This window comes from Pontibacter deserti, assembly GCF_023630255.1.
In the GTDB taxonomy this organism is placed as follows: Bacteria; Bacteroidota; Bacteroidia; order Cytophagales; family Hymenobacteraceae; genus Pontibacter; species Pontibacter deserti.
Map to the genome: position 1 here is coordinate 595,645 of NZ_JALPRS010000001.1, position 18,756 is coordinate 614,400.

Annotated in this window: 20 protein-coding genes; 11 read left to right on the plus strand and 9 right to left on the minus strand. The window is 42.1% G+C overall.

What is annotated here, in order from left to right; translation table 11 throughout:
• Positions 1–14: 14 nt before the first annotated feature.
• From MJ612_RS02545 to MJ612_RS02565, 5 genes are all read left to right on the plus strand, one after another.
• Entirely contained in the window at positions 15–215 is a 201-nt protein-coding gene (locus tag MJ612_RS02545) for a hypothetical protein (protein ID WP_187029140.1), read from the plus strand.
• Positions 216–271: 56 nt separating this feature from the next.
• Positions 272–1,186: a M28 family peptidase gene (locus tag MJ612_RS02550; RefSeq protein WP_187029142.1), complete on the plus strand. Its 915-nt coding sequence runs from the start codon at positions 272–274 to the stop codon at positions 1,184–1,186.
• A gap of 250 nt (positions 1,187–1,436) precedes the next feature.
• The gene (locus tag MJ612_RS02555; RefSeq protein ID WP_250419031.1) at positions 1,437–2,207 is read left to right on the plus strand and encodes an outer membrane beta-barrel protein; all 771 of its coding nucleotides are present in this window, start codon (positions 1,437–1,439) and stop codon (positions 2,205–2,207) included.
• An 84-nt stretch (positions 2,208–2,291) separates the two neighbouring features.
• On the plus strand, positions 2,292–3,314 hold the full coding sequence (locus tag MJ612_RS02560; RefSeq protein ID WP_187029144.1) for an SDR family NAD(P)-dependent oxidoreductase: 1,023 nt from the start codon (positions 2,292–2,294) through the stop codon (positions 3,312–3,314).
• A gap of 43 nt (positions 3,315–3,357) precedes the next feature.
• Positions 3,358–3,876 (plus strand): NUDIX domain-containing protein, encoded by a 519-nt coding sequence (locus MJ612_RS02565; protein WP_187029146.1) that lies wholly within the window; start codon positions 3,358–3,360, stop codon positions 3,874–3,876.
• 66 nt (positions 3,877–3,942) lie between these two features.
• On the opposite strand, the gene MJ612_RS02570 is transcribed toward MJ612_RS02565, so the two are convergent.
• Both MJ612_RS02570 and MJ612_RS02575 read right to left on the minus strand, forming a co-directional pair.
• On the minus strand, positions 3,943–4,653 hold the full coding sequence (locus MJ612_RS02570; RefSeq protein ID WP_187029147.1) for a hypothetical protein: 711 nt from the start codon (positions 4,651–4,653) through the stop codon (positions 3,943–3,945).
• 68 nt (positions 4,654–4,721) lie between these two features.
• On the minus strand, positions 4,722–6,551 hold the full coding sequence (locus MJ612_RS02575) for a glycoside hydrolase family 3 protein (RefSeq protein WP_187029149.1): 1,830 nt from the start codon (positions 6,549–6,551) through the stop codon (positions 4,722–4,724).
• A gap of 163 nt (positions 6,552–6,714) precedes the next feature.
• Between MJ612_RS02575 and MJ612_RS02580 the strand changes: the two genes are divergently transcribed.
• From MJ612_RS02580 to MJ612_RS02590, 3 genes are all read left to right on the plus strand, one after another.
• Positions 6,715–7,545, plus strand: a complete 831-nt coding sequence (locus MJ612_RS02580; protein ID WP_187029151.1) for a rhomboid family intramembrane serine protease — start codon at positions 6,715–6,717, stop codon at positions 7,543–7,545.
• A 453-nt stretch (positions 7,546–7,998) separates the two neighbouring features.
• Positions 7,999–8,496, plus strand: a complete 498-nt coding sequence (locus tag MJ612_RS02585) for an RlpA-like double-psi beta-barrel domain-containing protein (protein ID WP_187029153.1) — start codon at positions 7,999–8,001, stop codon at positions 8,494–8,496.
• Between the two features lie 84 nt (positions 8,497–8,580).
• Positions 8,581–9,144, plus strand: a complete 564-nt coding sequence (locus MJ612_RS02590) for an HD domain-containing protein (protein ID WP_187029155.1) — start codon at positions 8,581–8,583, stop codon at positions 9,142–9,144.
• 26 nt (positions 9,145–9,170) lie between these two features.
• Here the strand turns inward: MJ612_RS02590 and MJ612_RS02595 are convergent, their stop codons facing one another.
• A complete protein-coding gene (locus MJ612_RS02595) occupies positions 9,171–9,362 on the minus strand; it encodes a hypothetical protein (RefSeq protein ID WP_187029157.1) in 192 nt (63 codons plus the stop codon).
• Positions 9,363–9,520: 158 nt separating this feature from the next.
• On the opposite strand from MJ612_RS02595, the gene MJ612_RS02600 reads away from it, so the two are divergent.
• The gene (locus tag MJ612_RS02600; RefSeq protein ID WP_187029159.1) at positions 9,521–10,456 is read left to right on the plus strand and encodes a sterol desaturase family protein; all 936 of its coding nucleotides are present in this window, start codon (positions 9,521–9,523) and stop codon (positions 10,454–10,456) included.
• A 60-nt stretch (positions 10,457–10,516) separates the two neighbouring features.
• On the opposite strand, the gene MJ612_RS02605 is transcribed toward MJ612_RS02600, so the two are convergent.
• On the minus strand, positions 10,517–10,948 hold the full coding sequence (locus MJ612_RS02605) for a hypothetical protein (RefSeq protein ID WP_187029161.1): 432 nt from the start codon (positions 10,946–10,948) through the stop codon (positions 10,517–10,519).
• Between the two features lie 111 nt (positions 10,949–11,059).
• Positions 11,060–12,109, minus strand: coding sequence for a nucleoid-associated protein (locus MJ612_RS02610; protein ID WP_187029163.1), 1,050 nt, complete (start codon positions 12,107–12,109; stop codon positions 11,060–11,062).
• A gap of 267 nt (positions 12,110–12,376) precedes the next feature.
• Here MJ612_RS02610 and MJ612_RS02615 point away from each other — a divergent pair, with 267 nt between their 5' ends.
• Positions 12,377–13,054 (plus strand): porin family protein, encoded by a 678-nt coding sequence (locus MJ612_RS02615; protein WP_187029165.1) that lies wholly within the window; start codon positions 12,377–12,379, stop codon positions 13,052–13,054.
• A gap of 141 nt (positions 13,055–13,195) precedes the next feature.
• Here MJ612_RS02615 and MJ612_RS02620 read toward each other — a convergent pair whose 3' ends face one another.
• From MJ612_RS02620 to MJ612_RS02630, 3 genes are all read right to left on the minus strand, one after another.
• On the minus strand, positions 13,196–13,831 hold the full coding sequence (locus tag MJ612_RS02620; protein ID WP_187029167.1) for a hypothetical protein: 636 nt from the start codon (positions 13,829–13,831) through the stop codon (positions 13,196–13,198).
• Between the two features lie 286 nt (positions 13,832–14,117).
• Positions 14,118–14,936 carry a response regulator transcription factor gene (locus tag MJ612_RS02625; RefSeq protein ID WP_394802018.1) on the minus strand — a complete coding sequence of 273 codons (819 nt, stop codon included), beginning with the start codon at positions 14,934–14,936 and terminating at the stop codon, positions 14,118–14,120.
• Complete coding sequence (locus MJ612_RS02630; RefSeq protein ID WP_187029169.1) at positions 14,860–16,992, minus strand: sensor histidine kinase; 2,133 nt, start codon at positions 16,990–16,992, stop codon at positions 14,860–14,862. The genes MJ612_RS02625 and MJ612_RS02630 overlap by 77 nt, the downstream gene beginning before the upstream one ends.
• Positions 16,993–17,272: 280 nt before the next feature.
• Here MJ612_RS02630 and MJ612_RS02635 point away from each other — a divergent pair, with 280 nt between their 5' ends.
• On the plus strand, positions 17,273–18,430 hold the full coding sequence (locus MJ612_RS02635) for a T9SS type A sorting domain-containing protein (RefSeq protein ID WP_187029171.1): 1,158 nt from the start codon (positions 17,273–17,275) through the stop codon (positions 18,428–18,430).
• 72 nt (positions 18,431–18,502) lie between these two features.
• Here MJ612_RS02635 and MJ612_RS02640 read toward each other — a convergent pair whose 3' ends face one another.
• Positions 18,503–18,730: a hypothetical protein gene (locus MJ612_RS02640; protein WP_187029173.1), complete on the minus strand. Its 228-nt coding sequence runs from the start codon at positions 18,728–18,730 to the stop codon at positions 18,503–18,505.
• Between the last annotated feature and the right edge of the window lie 26 nt (positions 18,731–18,756).

An 18,756-nucleotide genomic window follows, 5' to 3' on the forward strand; every position in this document is an offset into this window, starting at 1 on the left:
AAAAGCCAAAGGAAATGAACACTAACGTAAACGTTATCCGCGAAGAACAAACAGCAATTGGCACTGTAAAAAATACAATGTTTAATGGCTGGGTTAAAATGGGAAATATTCTCGCTCAGACTGACTATGTGGTAACTCAAATCTCTAGCGACCCTTTTAAGAACTATAATAAACAGCAGGCTATCCGCGATCAGAAAAGCTGGGTACGCTGGTAGTTGGTCCTGGTAGGGGAGCTGTTGTTTATTTAAGCAGCTTATACTTACTTTGACCTATGATATATAAACTTATACTTGGGGCTTTTTTAGCCTTGCCGTTGGCCGGACATGCACAGCAATCTATGCTGCAGTCCGGCCAATTGCTTAAAGACCTTCGCATACTAGCAGCAGATTCGCTGCAAGGCCGTTCAAGCGGCAGCCGGGGCAACCAAATGGCCCAAGAATACATCATCAAGCGCTTCTCAGAAATTGGTCTCAAAGCCTTTAACAATAACTACAGGCAACCTTTTAAAATAGCCCGCAAAAATGCTGCTGACCTGGATGGTGTTAACCTAGTAGGTTATATTCCCGGCAGGTCTGAGAAGGCTATAGTAATTACAGCGCATTACGACCATGTTGGTGTAAGAAAAGGGGAAGTATACAACGGGGCCGATGATAATGCATCGGGTGTCGGTGCTTTACTGGCAGCAGCTACTTTTTTTAAGAAACATGCTCCTGAACATACCCTGATTTTTTTAGCTCCAGATGCTGAAGAGATGGGACTTCAAGGCGCCGGGGCTTTCCTGGATAATCCGCCTGTACCTCTGCAGAATATCCTGCTGAATATAAACATGGACATGCTCAGCATTAACAGCAAAGGTGAATTATATGCCAGCGGATCCTTCCATAATCCTGAGCTTAAAGCTTTTGTAACTCAGGTAAAACCACGCAAACATGCCAGGCTTGTGTTAGGCCACGATGATCCTCAGCTCGGCCATAACGACTGGACAAATCAATCGGACCATTACCAGTTCCATAAGCGCGATATCCCATATCTATACTTCGGTGTAGAAGACCATCCTCACTACCATAAACCTACAGACGATTTTAAAGAGGTTAATCAGTTATTTTATCCCGATGCAGCAAGTCTTGTAATTGACTTTATTTTGTTGATGGATAAGAACATGGATAAGCTGCCTCCAAGGAAATAATCTTTTTGGAAGGCTAACAGCAATAGAAAAGCCAATACCTTGGGTGCGTAAATGAAGATATATTTTACTATTTTTATATAATGATGTAATTATCCTTCTTTGCCTATCTTTTTGTATAATGCAGCGTAGATGGGAACGAGGCTCAGATACGTTTAGCTGATGAACTATCGTTCTTCTTATACCTGGTATTATTCCGGGTAACTATCATTTACTTTTCATTTGATTCGACTCTATAATCCCTGTGTTTAATATGAACAGGAAAAGTACGATATATGCTTTTATACTTTGCTGCTTGCTAGCGTTCTCGGATGCTGCAGGGCAATCTAAGCTGCTAAAACGCATGCAGGAAAGTAAAATACCTGAACGAGGGTTGGTTGTAATGGCTGGCGCCGGTGTGTCTGCTGTTCGGAGCGACATTTGTGGTACACCGGGATGTAACGAGTTCAGGCCTGTTGTTGGGATAGGGGCACTCTATAAATTTGATCCTATCTGGTCTGCAAGTCTGAACCTGGACTATGTAAAGCTTGGGTCCACCGAAAAAGATCCTACACGTCCGCTAAATGTATCCTTCAGAACAGATGTAGTAGAAGTAACCGGATCCGTACTTTATAATCTTCTGGACGCCTACAGCGGTTCTGGTGGGTATCGTTCTTCGCGTAAACGTTTTGTAGTGCCTTATATAAAAATGGGTGCCGGTGTTATATATTATACTGCCACATCTTACCCAGGTACCGGAGACCTCGAAGACTCCCAAACGACCTACGATCCGGAGCGAAAATACCCTGCTTTAGGTATAGTTGTTCCTTTTGGCGGGGGCCTTCGTTTCCGCTTCTCTGATCAGCTAAGTATAGCACCTGAATTGCTCTATCACATCACATCCAGTGATTATTTAGATAATATTGGACCACGCCTAATTCCAGGGAATGACAAAGATCATTATGGCGTAGCTATTGTACGTGTAATGTATACACCTACCAAAAAGGAAAATATCTTCTCCCGTAAAGCTCAGCAAGGCAAGTAAGTATAAATTTAACCAGACCCATTAAGTGCCGTAGTGTAAGTACATTTAACCATCTTTAAAGGTAATACCTGTATTATACTTACTATGAAAGCAACTAAAAAGAATAATATCTGGTGGATGGCTGCCGGCGCGGGCGTACTGCTAGCAGCAAGATCAATTTACCGCAGGCTGACTGCTTATAATTTTAGCGGAAAGGTAGTACTGATAACAGGCGGCTCCAGGGGCCTTGGCCTGGTAATGGCACGTCAGTTGGCTAAAGAAGGAGCAAGGCTTGTACTTTGTGCCCGCGACGAAACAGAACTGGAAAATGCCAGAATAGAACTAGCCGGAAAGGGTGCCGATGTGTTGGTGATGAAATGCGATGTAACGGTTGAAGAGCAGGTAAACAACATGATCGCTAATGTTCAGAATGAGTTCGGTCCTATTGATGTGTTGATAAATAATGCCGGTGTAATACATGCTGGCCCGGTTACTGAAATGACAGTGCAGGACTTTGATGAAGCCATTAAAATATATTACTGGGCACCTGTTTACACCACGTTGGCAGTGCTTCCTACCATGAAACTAAGGAAAGAAGGCCGCATTCTAAATATATCATCCATTGGAGGCAGAATAAGTGTACCGCATCTGGTGCCTTATAGTGCCAGTAAATTTGCTTTAGTTGGATTGTCAGAAGGATTGCGTGCCGAATTGGACAAGTATAATATTACAGTTACCACGGCCACGCCAGGTTTAATTCGGACAGGAAGCCCAAGACATGCTATCATTAAAGGGCAACATAAAAAAGAATATGCGCTCTTTAAAATCATGGATTCAAGCCCGCTGACATCGATGAGTGCAGAAGGAACAGCTGCCAGAATTTTAGATGCCCTGCGTTATGGCGATGCAGAAGTAACTACTACGTTCCCGGCTATACTTGGAGAGTTTATACATGGAATATCGCCGGCCCTGATGACCTCTATATTTTCGCTTGTAAATAAATTATTACCGGGAGAAGGTGGTATAGGCAAAAACCGAGCAATGGGCTACGAAAGCGAGAGCGAATTATCAATGTCGGAGCTAACGGAGCGAACAGAACAAGCGGCTATCAGAAATAACGAACTATAAAGTATAAAACACCCTTAAAGCTGCTTTGCAGTAAACCCGATACATGGAAGTTAAAGGAAGAAAGAAAGTATACGACGGCTATTTTAAGATGTATGAACTGACTGTAGAACAGGATGGCAAGACCTTTTCGCGGGAGCAGTTTGACAGGGGAACTGCCGTAGCAGCCTTGGTACACGATACGGAAAAAGATAGCTACATACTTACCCGTCAGTTCAGGATTGGGTCAGAGTCGGAGTTAGTGGAAGTAGTGGCCGGAATGGTAGATGATGGCGAAGACCCGGAAGAAAGTATAAAACGTGAGATAGTAGAAGAGATTGGTTACCATGTAGATAAACTGGAACACCTTTATACTTTCTACTCATCGCCGGGAGGCACTACCGAGAAGGTACTTTTATATTTTGCTGAAGTCAGTAAGCAGCACGCAGATGGCGGCGGAAAGGAAGATGAGCATGAAAAGATTGAAATCGTAGAGCTATCAGAAAGTGAATTTTATCAACTTAAAACTCCGGATGCCAAAACCATTATTGCCCAGCTTTGGCTGCAGTTAAGGCAGAAACGATAAGTATAATAAGTATAAAAAGAAGCATCATAAAAAGGAGAGGCCGATTCATCACCGGCCTCTCCTTTTTTATTTTTCATCTACACCACGTACCATATTCTGTGTATCTGCTGCCCCTTCCAAGGTAAGGTATTCAGCTTGTAGCGATCTTATCTTTAGTTTATCTGCTGTGCCTATTTGCCCTTCGATCTGGCCCCGGCGCTCATTCAGGGAACTATAAACATTATCTACATAGTCCCAGTCGTTCTGTGTCCAGGAGCGACGCTTGGTTCGCACAGTGCCCATAAACGTTAAGTAAGCCTCACGGATATTAGCTGGTTCTATTTTGCTGATATCTTTATATTCCCGTAACAGCTGGTCTTGCCAAGTCTTTAATTTAGCTGCATCCAATGGTTGTTGTTGCCTACGATCTTGTCTTGCTTCCCATGATTCGTAACGGCTCTTGAGTTGTCTGTATTCCTCTTTTGATTCCGCAGATAAACTATCAAAGTTCTCTTCTATATCTTTATTGATGCGGCGCAGCTCTTCCCGGGTTTGTGGCCATTCTTTGCGGATAGCTGTGTCGGTGCGGTCCTTCTTGTCATTCATCCACGAGCGTAGCTTTTCGAGTTTGTCTTCAGTGGTCTCACCGGTTCTGGCTACTACAGCGGTATCTTCTTCTTCTGTTTTCACGGTTGTAGTTTCCGCTTCATCTACAGTACGGGTACGTTCGCAGGCCAGTAGCCCGCTAAGCAGAAGTATAGCTGCCAATATGTTAAATTTTTTATTCAGCGTGTTCATCTTATCAAAGTTTATGAGCAATTATGCCATTTTAGCTATACTTACGGAAAGAAGTTTATCTAGATACTTTAGTTACCAGCCAGCAGCGATTTCTCTTTCCGGATCCCGTCTCCGTATTCAAACTGCTTGTTAACTGTAACCGGTAATCTGCCACGTGCAGCAAGCCTGCCAAATATGATTTTAGCGGCTGCCTGTTGTGCATGCTGCAAGGGTTGGTAAGCTACCAAAAGAGCCCGGCTGTCTTCTATACCCGGAAACTGGTTGATAGCATAAGCGTTATCGAAAAGTATAGTTACCGTATTTTTATCTTTGAAGATCTGCTGTACCATGGCTTTAGCATCTTCTGAGTAGCCCATGCTGTTGCTTGGCCTGATGCTTGGGCCGTACAACGACAGCAGCACCACGTCATAATTCTTCAATTTCTTCAGAAGCTTTTTTGTGTCCTTTGCTGTGGCCTTACGTGAGATTATAAATTTCCTGGTTCTAGCATACTTATCAGCTTCAATCTGAAACATGGTATTACGGCGTGCACCAACCGAAACGGTAGCAATGCGCATCTTGTGACGCTGTTTAATGGGAAGTAAATGTTTTTTATTCCGGAGCAAAGTAATCGAAGCTTCTGCCAGAATCTGATTGGTGCTGTCTGCAATAGCAGGATTTAGTTCTTCATAAAGGTTATTCAGCTCAATCGGCTTATAGTTGTCCAGGCCCAGCCATTGTTTGGCAGCCAGCACCCGGCGGCACTTCATGTCTATTTCTTCCTGACTAAGGTCGCCCCGCGCGATCGCAATTTTTATCGCTTGTATTGCTTTAGGTACATTACTCAGACGTTCAAGTATATCATTACCGGCCATCAATGCCCGAACTTCAGCTTCGCCAGGTTCAAAGTATTTTGTTACTCCTTTCATTACCATGGCATCCGTAAAAATCAACCCGTTAAACTTAAGGTGCTTTTTTAGCAGCCCGGTAACAATAGGCTTGGATAGAGTAGAAGGAACATGTTTTGAAGAATCAAGCTTAGGAATGTGCATATGCGCCACCATCATACTACCGATGCCATACTTTATCAGCTCTTTAAATGGATAAAGCTCCAGTGAGTCGAGGCGGTGCCTGCTGTAAGGTATAACAGGTAAATCATTATGAGAATCTACATCGGTATCGCCGTGGCCGGGGAAGTGCTTTGCTGTTGCCAGTATACCATTATCCTGCATGCCCTGCATATACGCTAAACACTTGGCGGTTACATCCAGCTTGTCTTCGCCGAAAGCGCGGTAACCTATTATTGGGTTTGCTGCATTGTTATTGATATCTGCAACCGGGGCAAAGTTAACATGCATCCCTAACCGCTTAAATTCTTCAGCCACTTCGGCCCCCATCTGGTAGATCAGCCCGTTATCTTCTATAGCTCCCAGCATCTGCTGGAAAGGATATTGCACTGTACTATCCAGACGCATACCTACACCTGTCTCGGCATCCATAGCAATAAGTAGTGGTACCTTGGCTGCTGCCTGATACTGGTTAGTGAGCCTGGCCTGCCGTACAGGGCCTCCCTGGAAAAAGATGATACCTCCAACTTGGTACTTCTTTATCAGCCGCATCACATCAGCTTCATACTTAGGACCTTTGTCAGAAAAGGCTTCCACGATCATAAGCTGGGCAATTCGTTGCTCTGGTGTCAGAGAATTAAAAACAGAATCAACCCAACGGGATGAAGGGTTTTCGAGTGCTTCGATGAGTGTGGCAGCCCGTTTATATGGTACATGTTCAGAGGGGTTAAATTCATCTTTGGCATACCGCATAGTATCGGAACCTTCGCAGGAGCTTAACCAAACAGCCAACAACAAGAGCAGGGAAATTAAGTATGGCTTAACAGCAGGGTGAAAATATGAGCGGTGCATAATATAGTAAAACACTCCTGTACTTACTTTTTATACCTGATTATGTTTTGTGTTGATCAAACTTTTTAGATAAACTTTAAGCTATAACTATAACCATGTTGCTGGTATTATAGGTTTATTAACCTTTTTTGGCTACTTTTTGATTCTACAAAAGTTTAAAGATATGAGAACAGGGCAGGGGATGCTGGAAAGCACACAGCAGGAAAGCAGCAGGTTTGGGTATAGTTTCCTGCCGGGGCTCCTGTTTGTTTTGTTGCTTTGGCTGGTGCACATGTTGTCTTACTTCAGCAATGCAGAACTTGCGTGGCTGGGCGTATTCCCACGTAACTTCTTTGGATTGGTAGGGGTGTTCCTGAGCCCTCTCATTCACTCTGATCTGAAGCACCTGCTTTCCAATTCTTTTCCGCTTATACTTTTGTCGGGGTTTATACTTTTTATACATAAACAGGAGGGTGCTAAAGTGCTGATTCTGGTTTATGTACTAAGTGGTGTGTTTACCTGGTTCATAGGCAGGCAATCTTATCATATAGGTGCCAGTGGAGTAGTTTATGGTATGGCTGGCTTCCTGCTGTTTCATGGTTTTTTAACCCGAGACCGTGGTTCTCTGGCCGTAGCCTTTGCTGTGCTGTTCCTGTATAGTGGTCTGTTCTATGGTTTGTTCCCGAAAGAAGAGCGGGTATCGTGGGAAGGACACCTGGCAGGCATGTTTGCAGGATTGGTTGCAACATTTTTTATTGGAGATCATACTTTTAGCAAACGTAGATCAAACAAAGCAGTAGTAACGGTGCAACCTGCTGTAACGCAGCGGCATGTGAGCAGCACTTTTATACCTTACTATATGCACTATACTATACATTATAGTTTAGAAAACACGGGTAAAGAGGCTAAACCCTTTGTTTACACCTTAACGCCCGATTTCCAATCTGATCAGAAACCACCCACTGTTCAATATACATCAGCTATAAAGGGTCTAAGTACCACGAGAAAATACTAGAAAGAAAATAAAGGAGTAAAGCATTAGCTGTTCAGTATACTACTAACTAAAACAACTCTCGCTGAGTTAATGGTCTATGTACTGCTATGCTTTTTTTGCTATGGAACAGCAGCCGGAAATTAAAAAATTAAAGGTCTTTTTGGGTAGCTTTTGGTTTAGCAATTCCTGAAGATTGCCTGATTTTAGCAGTCCGCGAAAGGTGCAAAAATTAAGCTGACTTTATAGGGTTTTAGCACTGATCATCAGGTGGTTATTTGACTATATGTATAATGAAAATTATATGATATAATATACTTTTGTATATTGAAAATATGATTAAATTTATAAGTATAATTTTTTATAAAAAAAGTGCTTTTTTATATGTGCTAGCCTAATATAGTAAAACCTATCTCGTGAAGTGTCGTTTAAGCGGGTTATTGTTGCCAAATCGATGTTTCACTTAAAGGATTTTATATGATTAGGTACAAAATACTTGCGGCTGTGTTCTCCATTATTGTTGCCGTAGCCGAAGAATTTTCATTACTAAAGTCAGAATCTCCCGCCCAGAAAGTTGAAGTTGATAAAGATGAATGGCTCCCAATTCCACAACCTGCACCCACTACCCCGATAGAACTACCCACCCTTACAGTAGCCGCTTCCGTTTACCATCCCGAACCCAACCAAACCGATAGCACTCCTTTTATTACTGCCGATGGCTCCAGAATTAACCGCAGAGATCCGGGTAAACATCGTTGGTTGGCAGTCTCCCGTGACTTGCATGAGCGGTGGGGCGGTAACATAGAATTCGGAGACTCTGTCTGGGTATCCGGAATTTCTGAAGACCTGGATGGAATATACATTGTGCGTGATGTGATGAACCGACGCTTCCGTAATCAGGTAGATATTCTGGTTGGTAGAAGAGATCGTGTGATGGGCTACTGGAGAAATGTAAGTATAGCCAAGGTAGATTGATCTATAAATGGACTATAAATATTAGTCCGGTTTGATTGAAAGTATAAAAAATGCTTATTTTAGAAGTATAACTATACTTTACAAATGACTAGAGAAGAAGCACGCCAGATACTAACTCAGATGACAAGCAGCGAAAGCCTGCTGCGCCATGCCCGCACAGTAGAACTTGTAATGGAAGCCTATGCTGAAAAATTAGGTGAAGACGTTGAACAATGGGCCATTACAGGTATGCTTCACGATGCAGATTATCAAGCTTACCCGGACCAGCATCCGAACGTAATAGTTAACCTGTTGCGCGAACGTAACGAAGAAGAAGTTGCGCATGCTATATCGGCACATTATACCCACTGGGGAATACCTTACAATACGTTGCTGGACAAAGCTTTGCTGGCATGCGATGAGATAACCGGTTTTATAGTTGCTTGTGCGCAGGTAAGGCCACAACGATTGGAAGGACTTGAACCAAAATCAGTTATCAAAAAGCTAGGGCAAAAGAGCTTTGCCGCATCTGTAGATCGCGATGAGGTACGGATTGGTGCTGAGCTTTTTGGCGTAGATATGAAGGAGCACATTGCATTTATCATACAAGTGTTGCAACAACACCAGGATGAGCTGCAATTACAGCCACAAACAGGCGCACAAGTATAACAGAAGCGGGTTTAATGCCCGCTTCTTTATTGCATGTAATCTCCGAGTATTTCGAAGCCTTCCTTTTCGTCTTTAGCTTCCACTACCTCATTTATCACAAACTGTATTTCCTGTTCCGTCCAGTTTTCTTTTTCAGCGGCTTTTACGAATACATCTATCGCCGCATAGCGCGATCCTGAAGTTGGCAGTTGAACTTTAACTTTTTTACGAATCCTCATAGTATAAATTTTTATAACCCGAAGGTACATACTAATTGGAAATTACAGAAGCTGCTAGTCTTTGCAGTAACATTACCCTTTATATCTTAAATGTGAATTGTTAACCCTTTGCGGCTCGTCCCGTTTCAAAAGTAGACACTAACTGGCCCAAGAAGCGAATGGAGAAAAAGCTTTACACATGGGATGATCTTGAAAAGCTGGACGATCTGACTATTATAAAATACATTGCTCCGGTTATTGTAGTGCTCGTGCTGGCAGAATGGCTGATAGGGTATTACAAGAACCGCAATTATTATGATAAAAGAGATGCATTCGTCGCACTGGCTATCGGAGTTGGAAATGCAGTTTTAGGTGCTGCATTAAAGATATCCATGCTCACTGCGGCCATGGTTATTTATAATATGGTTCCGTGGGCAATGCCACGGGTATGGTGGGTATTTATAGTTTGTTTTGTGACGGTTGACTTCTGCCGCTACTGGGCACATCGTATTTCGCACGAACAGCGGTTCTGGTGGGCAACGCACGTTACGCATCATTCTTCCACTAAAATGAATTTCCTGGTCTCGCTTCGTACCAGCTGGTTTGCCCCTTTAAAAATCATTTTCTTTTTGCCTGTGCCATTATTAGGTATAGATCTACTTACTTTTTTTGTGTGCCACCAATTAGCTGTTCTTTACCAGTTCTTTGTGCATACAGAGTTAATTAAAAAATTACCTGCTCCAGTAGAATATATCTTTGTTACTCCATCGCATCATCGGGTGCACCATGGTTCTAATCCTAAGTATATAGACCGCAACTATGGTTCTACTTTTATTATCTGGGACCGGATCTTTCATACTTTTGAGCCTGAAACAGAACAGCCCGTTTACGGCCTCACAACTCCTGTAAAATCTTATAACCCTGTATTCCTAGTCTTCCATGAATGGGTCGCCATTTTTAGGGATCTATATAAGTGTAGTTCAATAAAAGAAGCTTTTCAGTTACTGTTCTACCCACCGGGTACAAAGGTTACTGCACAGCAGCAATCAGCGCATAAAGAGAGGCAAACACAGGTAAAGAGCCTGGAGACAGCACTCTTGAAAGGAAAAGTATAGCTACCTGAAAAAACGAAAGGCAGAGATTATCTCTGCCTTTCTATTGCTGTATTCTCTAAATTAGTTATTATACTGTTCCTGTGTTCTGCCGGCATCCTGATTATTGGCAGGGTTGCTTTGTGCTTCCTTCGGAACTCCCATCTTCTCTTCGCGGCGCTGCTGGTATTGGGCAAACTGCAGTGGTGTAAGTATATCTTTGATCAGAGATAACCTGGTTTGGCTGATAATGTCCATCTCGCTGGCCAGCTTTTTAGGGTTGTTTTTATACTTTGCCAGTACTTTATCAGCCTGCTTCATGCTGGTCAGGTTCACTTCATTAACCTTTTTAAACTGCTCTGGGGTGAGGCGTAAATTGGTGGCCATACTTTGGGTTATAGCTGTTGCCCGTTGTTCAACTGTTTTTGAAGTTGCCTGTGCAGGTGCTTTTGCACTCTGCGCAAAAGTGGTAACGGTTGCAAAAACAAATACGGCCGCTAAAAGTGCTTTTCTCATATCAGTGATGGTTATATTCTTTCGTTTTATAGCCTGAGCAATAACCATTCCGGTTATACAAATCCATAGACTTTGTAAACAAGGGCTGCTAAGCTAAAGTTTCTGTGCGTTTTAAGATTCGCTGTAGAAGTATACTTTGTAAAAGTGCATCCCGCGTTCTTCATCAAAGCCCCGCTCTACATACTGTTCGCTCTGCTCCGGGTTATAGCCACTGAATTTGATCTCGATCTGCGTATCCAGCTTAATAAAGTTGCGGAACTTGGGCTTCATATTACGAACGGTGCTCTTATTTATTGTAAACCCTTGTATGTCTTCTAAATTGCGTTCTTCGGCAAAAGCCTGGCTATAGTTCTTAAACCGCTCCGCTGATTCGGGCTCATCTATTACACTGCTGGTAAATTCTTCCAGGTCAAACGTCTCGTTCTTCGAAAAATAATCTACAGAACGGCTGATAAAATCTACTTGTTCTTTCCTGCTCTCGCTTTTGGCAAATACTTCTTCCGAAAAGTCCTTGCATAGGTTCAGTACCGTCCTTGTATTAAAGTTTGTATCTTTTAATTCATCTACGTGCAGAAAGTCATCTTTCCAGAACTGGGCGTCGGTGCTGTTGGCATCTACCATTTTCACACGATAACCGTCTTCAGCTTCTGTGTTATAAATCATACACCCTTTATCAACACCTTTCAGGTTAACGCCGGCATGGTAATCTATACTTAAGTCGTTATGACTGTCCTGGAAGGTCAGAAAAGTATCCTTGTTTTCTGATTTGAAAATTCCAATGGCATCTACTTCTTCGTCATTCATAATGCAGCCTGAAAAGTATGCCACATATAACTCGCCGCTTTTTACTTTCGGATGATCGGACTGCTCATATAAGTGATTCAGGATATGAACTGAATATTCATGAAACTTAGCTGGCTCATTAAACATAAGAGTAGCATAAGCAAACATCTCGTTCAGGGCAAGATCAGAAGTATGGGTAAACCGGAAAAACTCCTCCTGCTTAAACGGAGAAATAAAGTAGCGCAACAGCAGATCACTCAGTTGTTCATCTCTAAGGTCTACTACATCCTGAGAGGCAACTACACCTTCTTCCTTTGCTTTATTACCTACCCTGTGCACAGCTAAACGCTGCAGCCTTACCTGTATTTTATCACTCATCTGCTACTTTGTTTTGTTCCGGACCGCAAAGGTAAGGCTTATACTTTATAGTTGCAGGACATTAGTTAAAGTATACTTCTCTAGGTTAAGATTTATACCTGAAGCAAACTGTAAAATCAGATAATATAAAATTAAATTATTGATTTTTAGTTACTTAAAACAATTTACAAACCTAGGTTAATAGGTGAAAAGGTTTTGGCATGGTTTTTACATCATGCAAATCAGAGCCGCGCAGCTTAACAAATTCATATTATAACTAAGGGGATCATGAAGAAGATATTTTTACTAATAGCCGTGGTGTTGGGCTTGGTGGCTACAAAAGTAAACGCGCAACAGCAACCTGTTCGTTTTGGTGTACGGGTAGGTGCAAACTTATCAAACTGGGAGGGTGAAACTGTAAACAGTGCTCAGAACCTCATAGACTTATCGGATGGTAATGTGAACCACAAAATGCGAGAAGGTATACATGCCGGGTTATACATGAGCATACCAGTAGGGCCAGGATTTGAAATTGAGCCGGGCTTGCAGTATTCACAAAAAGGTACGCGTTTAACAGGCAAGCTGCCTTGGGTTGAAACAGAATTTCTGAATACTAACCTTACGATTACAAATAAATCAGAATACATTGAGTTGCCCGTGCTGGCAAAACTATATGTAGGCGAAGGATTCCATGTGTTTGCAGGTCCGCAGGTAGCTTATCTGTTATCTAACAAAGTGCAGGCGCAGGCTAGTATATTAGGTTTTAATGCGCTAAACCGTGAGTGGGATATGAAGAACGGTTTCCGTGAGATGGATTTCAGTTTAGTAGGAGGTATAGGTTATAAGTTTACAAACGGACTTAACCTTACTGCCGGCTACGATTACGGCCTGAATACAATTGATGAAAATGCAAACTTCGAGACGTACAACAGAACTATAAAAGCGTCTATCGGTTATACTTTTTAGTGTTGAGCTATTGTTTAGTGTTTTGGTGATTTACTGCAGGCTGCTATACTTTAGCAGCCTGTTGTTTTAAACAGAAAGGGCGGCCAACTTTACTAGTTGGCCGCCCTTTCTGTTTAAAGTGAGTAGCTATCCGAACTTAAACTATGATTTTTTGTAAGGGAATTTCTTAGAAGAATTACGCATTAATGAATTGGTAAGAGACTCTCTGCTGCTACCAACACTGCCTGAAGCAACATAATCATACTTCCACATTAAGTCTCCTGCTTTACCTTCGTGAATGGTAATGCTTGTGTTAACTGAGTTTGTACTACCCCAGGCACCAACTAACAGTCCTACAGCAATGGCAGCACCATCCGACATTGGCTTAGACATGGTAGCTTTACCAGAAACTACTGCATCAACACCTAATAGTTTGCAGATCTCTTCTTTAGACTGCAGGCGAAGATCTTCATAAGAAATACCAGCCTGCTTTAATAGTGCGTTTGTTTTGCTAACATCCTGGAAATTGACTGTATACTTGCCTTTGCTCATTTCTCTGAGGTAGTAGCCATATACATCGCTTTGTATACCATAACCATAGTCACGCTGCTGATTTTCGATCATCTCAGCTGTAACGCCTTTTGGTAATCTTCTTGATTCTATAGTTACATCAAATGGCATCACTGCTACCACTTTGTGTGTATCCTTAACATCTTTAAAAGAAGAGGCCTGGTAAATCTGCGGACCACAGCTTGCCAGCGTAATGCAGATAATTGCGAAAAGTAAAAGTTTTTTCATGGGCTAAAAGTTGGTTTTCTATTAATAAATGGATAGCTCCCGTTGAAGTAACTTAGGCTGTTTGATACTATATGCCTTATTCTGACAAAAAAACACAAACAAACTATAACAGAGGGTAAATATAATAGGAATATATAGATGTTGGAATTATACAGCCACTAATTTTAGTGAAAATATTTCTGATTTATGTCTGACTTAAATAAGAAGTATTTTGTGAAAAGGCTATTTTGTAACTGCCTATAAAGTACTACTACAAGTGGCCGGGAAGAATATTTTAGAAAAAAACTTATAGCATAACACCTTGTTGCACGCATAACCTGTAACCCTGGCCGTGCAGGTTCACGATTTCAACAGAAGGGTCATCTTTTAAATATTTCCGGAGCTTGGCAATGTAAACGTCCATACTGCGTGCGGTAAAGTAAGTGTCCTCGTGCCAGATTTGTTGAAGGGCTATTTCACGTGGTAACACATCGTTTAAGTGGCGGCAAAGCAAGTGGAGCAATTCAGCTTCTTTAGGCGACAGCTTTATAAGCTGGTCTTTGTATGAAAGCTGGCGCAGCTTGTGCAGGAATCTATACTTTCCAATAGTATACTCATCGGGCTCAGGTTTATCGGCTATACTTGGATGGTGGCGGTTAAGTATAGCTTTAATCTTGTAGAGTAGTACTTCCGAATCAAATGGTTTGGTTACATAATCGTCAGCGCCAATTTTAAATCCTTCCAACATATCCTCTTTCATAGTTTTCGCCGTCAGAAAGATCAAGGGCACATCCGAGTTTAGTTTCTTTATCTCGCGGGCCAGGGTAAAGCCATCTTTTTCAGGCATCATCACATCCAGTATACAAATATCGAAAGTGCCTTTACGGAAAGCTGTGATGGCCAGGCAACCATTTACACAAAGTGTAACATCATAATCGTGCAGCTCCAGGTAATCACGGAGCACAATACCAAAATTAGGGTCGTCTTCGGCCAGTAAAATACGTTGTGGTGCTGCAGTCATGGTGGTAAGTATAAAATGGAAGTATAAATTAACTATTGCTGATCGGCAGAAAGATCTCGAAACGGCTGCCTCTGCCGGGCTCACTCCATAACCTGATATTACCATGGTGTGCCTGCACAATCGCTTTCACATAGCTCAGGCCCAGCCCAAAGCCTTTTACATTATGCAGGTTACCGGTTGGTACACGATAAAACTTCTCGAACACACGCTGTTGGGTATCTTTGCTCATACCCATTCCTTTATCATCCACTGCTATCAGAATACCACCTTCTACATTTCGGGTGCTCAGGCTGATCTCAGGTGCAGCAGGGGAATATTTATTCGCATTGTCCAGCAGGTTGCAGATCACATTATACAGGTGCACTTCATCCGATTTTAGTTCATGTTTCAGGGCATCCAACTGCACATTTATCTGGCCTAAGCGTTGCTCTACCTGCAGGCGTATACTTTCTATAGCTTTAACTATAAGCAGGTGCACATCCACTGGTTCCAGCTTCATTTTAAACTCGTTCTTCTCAAGCAAAGCAATCTGCAGTACATTCTCAACCTGGGTATTCATGCGCTTGTTCTCCTGGCGGATGATGTTGGTGTAGTACTTAATCTTGTCCGGGTTTTCGTATACTTTGGGGTTTGCTATAGAATCGGTGGCCAGTGAGATGGTGGCAATTGGGGTTTTAAACTCATGCGTCATGTTGTTGATGAAATCGTTTTTCATCTCCGACAGCTTTTTCTGCTTATAGATAATGTAAATGGTAGTGCCAAACGTAGCGATGATCACCAATGTAAAGAACCCGGATAAGGCCAGCATTCCCCACAGCGATTGTATAGCGTAATTTTTACTTCCCGGGAAGTACAGATCCAGGTAATCAGACTTGGCAAAAATATCGTTCGGGAACAGGCTTGCTTTATACTTTGGCAACGATGCATCGGAGTAAGGAACTACGTTTTTAGCAGCTATTGTATCTTTTTTGCCAGATACCACCCAATACCCAAACGGTAAGTTTATACCCTGTTTCTGTAATTCTGTCTGCAGCAAGTTGTGCAACGTATCCAGGTTAAGGCGGTTTTGCAACGGCTCGTCTTTGGCTACATATTCAACCACCATTTTCTGAACCACATCATTCAGCTTTTCAGTTTTTTGTTCCAGCTTTTCGGTGGCAGTTTTTTTAAGAGAAATGTTTTGTTTTTTCTGCTTTTGCTCGGCTGCAGATCTGGCTGTTTCTTTAGAGTTTTCGTTTGTTTTTTTGCTGTTTTCAGTTTTAAGCCATTGGGTTCTTTCGGTAAGGGCTCGTTGTTCTGCAGCTTTGGAATTGGTGCTGGAATATAGTTTTAGAATTGCCTGTTCTGATGCCGACGACGAACTAACATAAACCGGTTTTGCCACACCCTTCCGGAAAAGAAAAATGCTGTCATTCCGTACTTCCACGGTAGTAAACTCATGGGGCATGGCATGCGTTGCCATGCGCTTAAAATTATGCATGCTGTCTAACCTGGTAGCAAGCAAGCGCAGTGTGTCCACCGAAAAATCCAATACCCGGTTATAGTTCCTGAAATGCATGGCCATCGAATCAGCAGACAGAGCGATCTTGTAAGCAGGTGCTGGTTGCCTTAATATGTGAGTTGCTTTTTTGGGATCTGTTAAAACATGAACCTGATTAGGGAGCGTGTGCTTCATACTTTGGAGCACGTCAAAATACTTTGCGTTGCTTTGGTTTGTAAACTTCGCTTCCTTCACAAGTATAGTATCGCCGTTAGCAAGCTTAACCCATGTATGTCCTTTTTTGAGTTTAGGTGCCTCTTGTTTCCAGGTTATACTTTGCGGGGCTTTGGGTTCCGGGATCTGCTTTTGGTGAGCGCTTACTTTAGAAGGAATAGCTTTAACAGGTGCGGCTTTAGCTTTTGGTTTAGTAGTTGGTTTTAACGTCTGCGTATCAGCTGTTAGCGGCTGGCGTAAATCCTGCATCTTATCTGTTACTACCGATACTGCTTCCTGGGTTTCGAGTTTATCTACTGTGTTGGTCAGGGCTTCGTTTACGGCATGGTCAAACTGGGCCTGCTTAACCCGGATGGCATCATTTATCCAGTATAGCTGCAAGCCCACCACACCGAGCAGCGAGATGCTCATCAGCACAATTACCCCGATGATTGTATACTTTTTCACAAATCAAATTTAAACTATAAACTGCTGCGTCGCCTGACTTTAACAAATATTTAACTTATCAATATCCCGATTATTAGCTAAATAACACGCTGGTGCTGAAGTATAAATAAGCTATAAGCTACAATTATATCTTCAGATACACCAATAATACAGCTACTGTTGCGGCCTGCAGCAGGTTTACCGTCAACTTTAACTTTTCCTTAACATTCTTTAACCAAGCTTTAACTAAAATGCGCTTAGCAGCTGCGTAATTTTGACTATAACCTAAAGCATTAAAACTATGAACACACCAATCTTACAACACCTGCTAAAATTAATCATCAGTCTGATTTTAAGTTTACTGCCAATCTTAACCTTAATGGCACAGCAAAAAACAGAGAAAAAAGATAATACCGTTCGGGTTAAGATGTTTAAATCAGTAGATGGCAAGTTCGTTTACAGCAAAGACACCGTAATTAATGCCGCTGACCACGAAGCACAGATCGCGGCGCTTAAAAACCTGAAATTTGATGAGAAGACCTGGACAAAGCTGGAAGCCAGTAAAATAGTTATCGACTCAATAAAGGGTTTGCATATGTTCCGTACACCTATGGCTTTCAAAGTTCTGCAGGACACAGCTATGATGCATCGCCTGAAAGATGCAAAAGTGTATAAGTTTGAGAGAAAGCTTGATGGTGAAAAAGGAGCTATACTTTTTGAAACGTTAAAAGGCGCAAAAGGAGATTCGTTTATGCTGAAAGCAATGAAAGGAGATAAGTTTATACTTCATGCTGACAGCCTGTTAGGTACCCGCTTTAAAACAATGAATATAGATGCTGATGGTAAAGCTATACACATTTTGCAGGCAGGTTCAGACTCTTCTCATGTAATTGTCAGAGTAATGGGTAAGGATGGCATGATCATCAGAAATGGTGATATGGTGCACGCCGGAGACTTTTCAACCCGTTATGCCACTTCCGATAAAATCAAGATCGAAACCGATGAATCTGGCAAAACCACTGTGTATGAGATTGATGAAAAAGGTAGCAAGAAAGAGATTGATGCTTACCATTTCGGCAGGTCAGGCCAGAAATCTACAGTTATACTTTTAAACCGCACCAAGGTAGAAGACATTACCAAAGAAGATAAAAAAGCGCTGAAAGAGGCCGGGATTAAAGTTGAAAAATCAGCTAAAAAAGAATTGAAAATAGAAAACCTAAGCTATTACCCTAACCCAAGCAGCGGCCGCTTTAACGTGAGTTTTACATTACCAGATAAAGAACCGGCAACTCTGCGGGTACTGAATAGTGTAGGTAAGCAAGTATACCAGGAGCAAATAACAAAGCCGGCAACCTTATTCGAGAAGCAGATCGATATTTCAAGCTACGGAAAAGGTATTTACTACCTGCAGGTAGAGCAGGGGGGAAGAACGCTCACCAAAAGACTTTTAGTGCAGTAAATAGTTTAGATCAGTTTGTAAACGCAAAAGCCGGCTACTACTATTACCGGCTTTTCTATATTTTATACCTGATCAATGATGATGGTGATGATCATGATCATCGGGGCGACTGTTGAAGTTAGCTATAGCGCCAAGTATAAAAAAGGCTACCCAGCAGATATAAAGCGCACTAAAGTTCTCTATGGATTTACCAATTAAGGCAAGTATAAGATGAGCCAACAGCGTCATAACCAGTCCTGTAGCAGCAACAAACTGGTACGAATTCATTTCCCGCGGGTCGTATAGCTTCGATAATTTCATTCAACTTATCTGATTTCTTTGTCTGT

Excerpts from the sequence above, each read along its gene's own strand:
- MJ612_RS02545 (WP_187029140.1), top strand. The coding sequence starts at position 15 with ATGAACACTAACGTAAACGTTATCCGCGAAGAACAAACAGCAATTGGC.
- MJ612_RS02550 (WP_187029142.1), top strand. The coding sequence starts at position 272 with ATGATATATAAACTTATACTTGGGGCTTTTTTAGCCTTGCCGTTGGCC.
- MJ612_RS02555 (WP_250419031.1), top strand. The coding sequence starts at position 1,437 with ATGAACAGGAAAAGTACGATATATGCTTTTATACTTTGCTGCTTGCTA.
- MJ612_RS02560 (WP_187029144.1), top strand. The coding sequence starts at position 2,292 with ATGAAAGCAACTAAAAAGAATAATATCTGGTGGATGGCTGCCGGCGCG.
- MJ612_RS02565 (WP_187029146.1), top strand. The coding sequence starts at position 3,358 with ATGGAAGTTAAAGGAAGAAAGAAAGTATACGACGGCTATTTTAAGATG.
- MJ612_RS02570 (WP_187029147.1), bottom strand. The coding sequence starts at position 4,653 with ATGAACACGCTGAATAAAAAATTTAACATATTGGCAGCTATACTTCTG.
- MJ612_RS02575 (WP_187029149.1), bottom strand. The coding sequence starts at position 6,551 with ATGCACCGCTCATATTTTCACCCTGCTGTTAAGCCATACTTAATTTCC.
- MJ612_RS02580 (WP_187029151.1), top strand. The coding sequence starts at position 6,715 with ATGAGAACAGGGCAGGGGATGCTGGAAAGCACACAGCAGGAAAGCAGC.
- MJ612_RS02585 (WP_187029153.1), top strand. The coding sequence starts at position 7,999 with ATGATTAGGTACAAAATACTTGCGGCTGTGTTCTCCATTATTGTTGCC.
- MJ612_RS02590 (WP_187029155.1), top strand. The coding sequence starts at position 8,581 with ATGACTAGAGAAGAAGCACGCCAGATACTAACTCAGATGACAAGCAGC.
- MJ612_RS02595 (WP_187029157.1), bottom strand. The coding sequence starts at position 9,362 with ATGAGGATTCGTAAAAAAGTTAAAGTTCAACTGCCAACTTCAGGATCG.
- MJ612_RS02600 (WP_187029159.1), top strand. The coding sequence starts at position 9,521 with ATGGAGAAAAAGCTTTACACATGGGATGATCTTGAAAAGCTGGACGAT.
- MJ612_RS02605 (WP_187029161.1), bottom strand. The coding sequence starts at position 10,948 with ATGAGAAAAGCACTTTTAGCGGCCGTATTTGTTTTTGCAACCGTTACC.
- MJ612_RS02610 (WP_187029163.1), bottom strand. The coding sequence starts at position 12,109 with ATGAGTGATAAAATACAGGTAAGGCTGCAGCGTTTAGCTGTGCACAGG.
- MJ612_RS02615 (WP_187029165.1), top strand. The coding sequence starts at position 12,377 with ATGAAGAAGATATTTTTACTAATAGCCGTGGTGTTGGGCTTGGTGGCT.
- MJ612_RS02620 (WP_187029167.1), bottom strand. The coding sequence starts at position 13,831 with ATGAAAAAACTTTTACTTTTCGCAATTATCTGCATTACGCTGGCAAGC.
- MJ612_RS02625 (WP_394802018.1), bottom strand. The coding sequence starts at position 14,936 with ATGGTAATATCAGGTTATGGAGTGAGCCCGGCAGAGGCAGCCGTTTCG.
- MJ612_RS02635 (WP_187029171.1), top strand. The coding sequence starts at position 17,273 with ATGAACACACCAATCTTACAACACCTGCTAAAATTAATCATCAGTCTG.
- MJ612_RS02640 (WP_187029173.1), bottom strand. The coding sequence starts at position 18,730 with ATGAAATTATCGAAGCTATACGACCCGCGGGAAATGAATTCGTACCAG.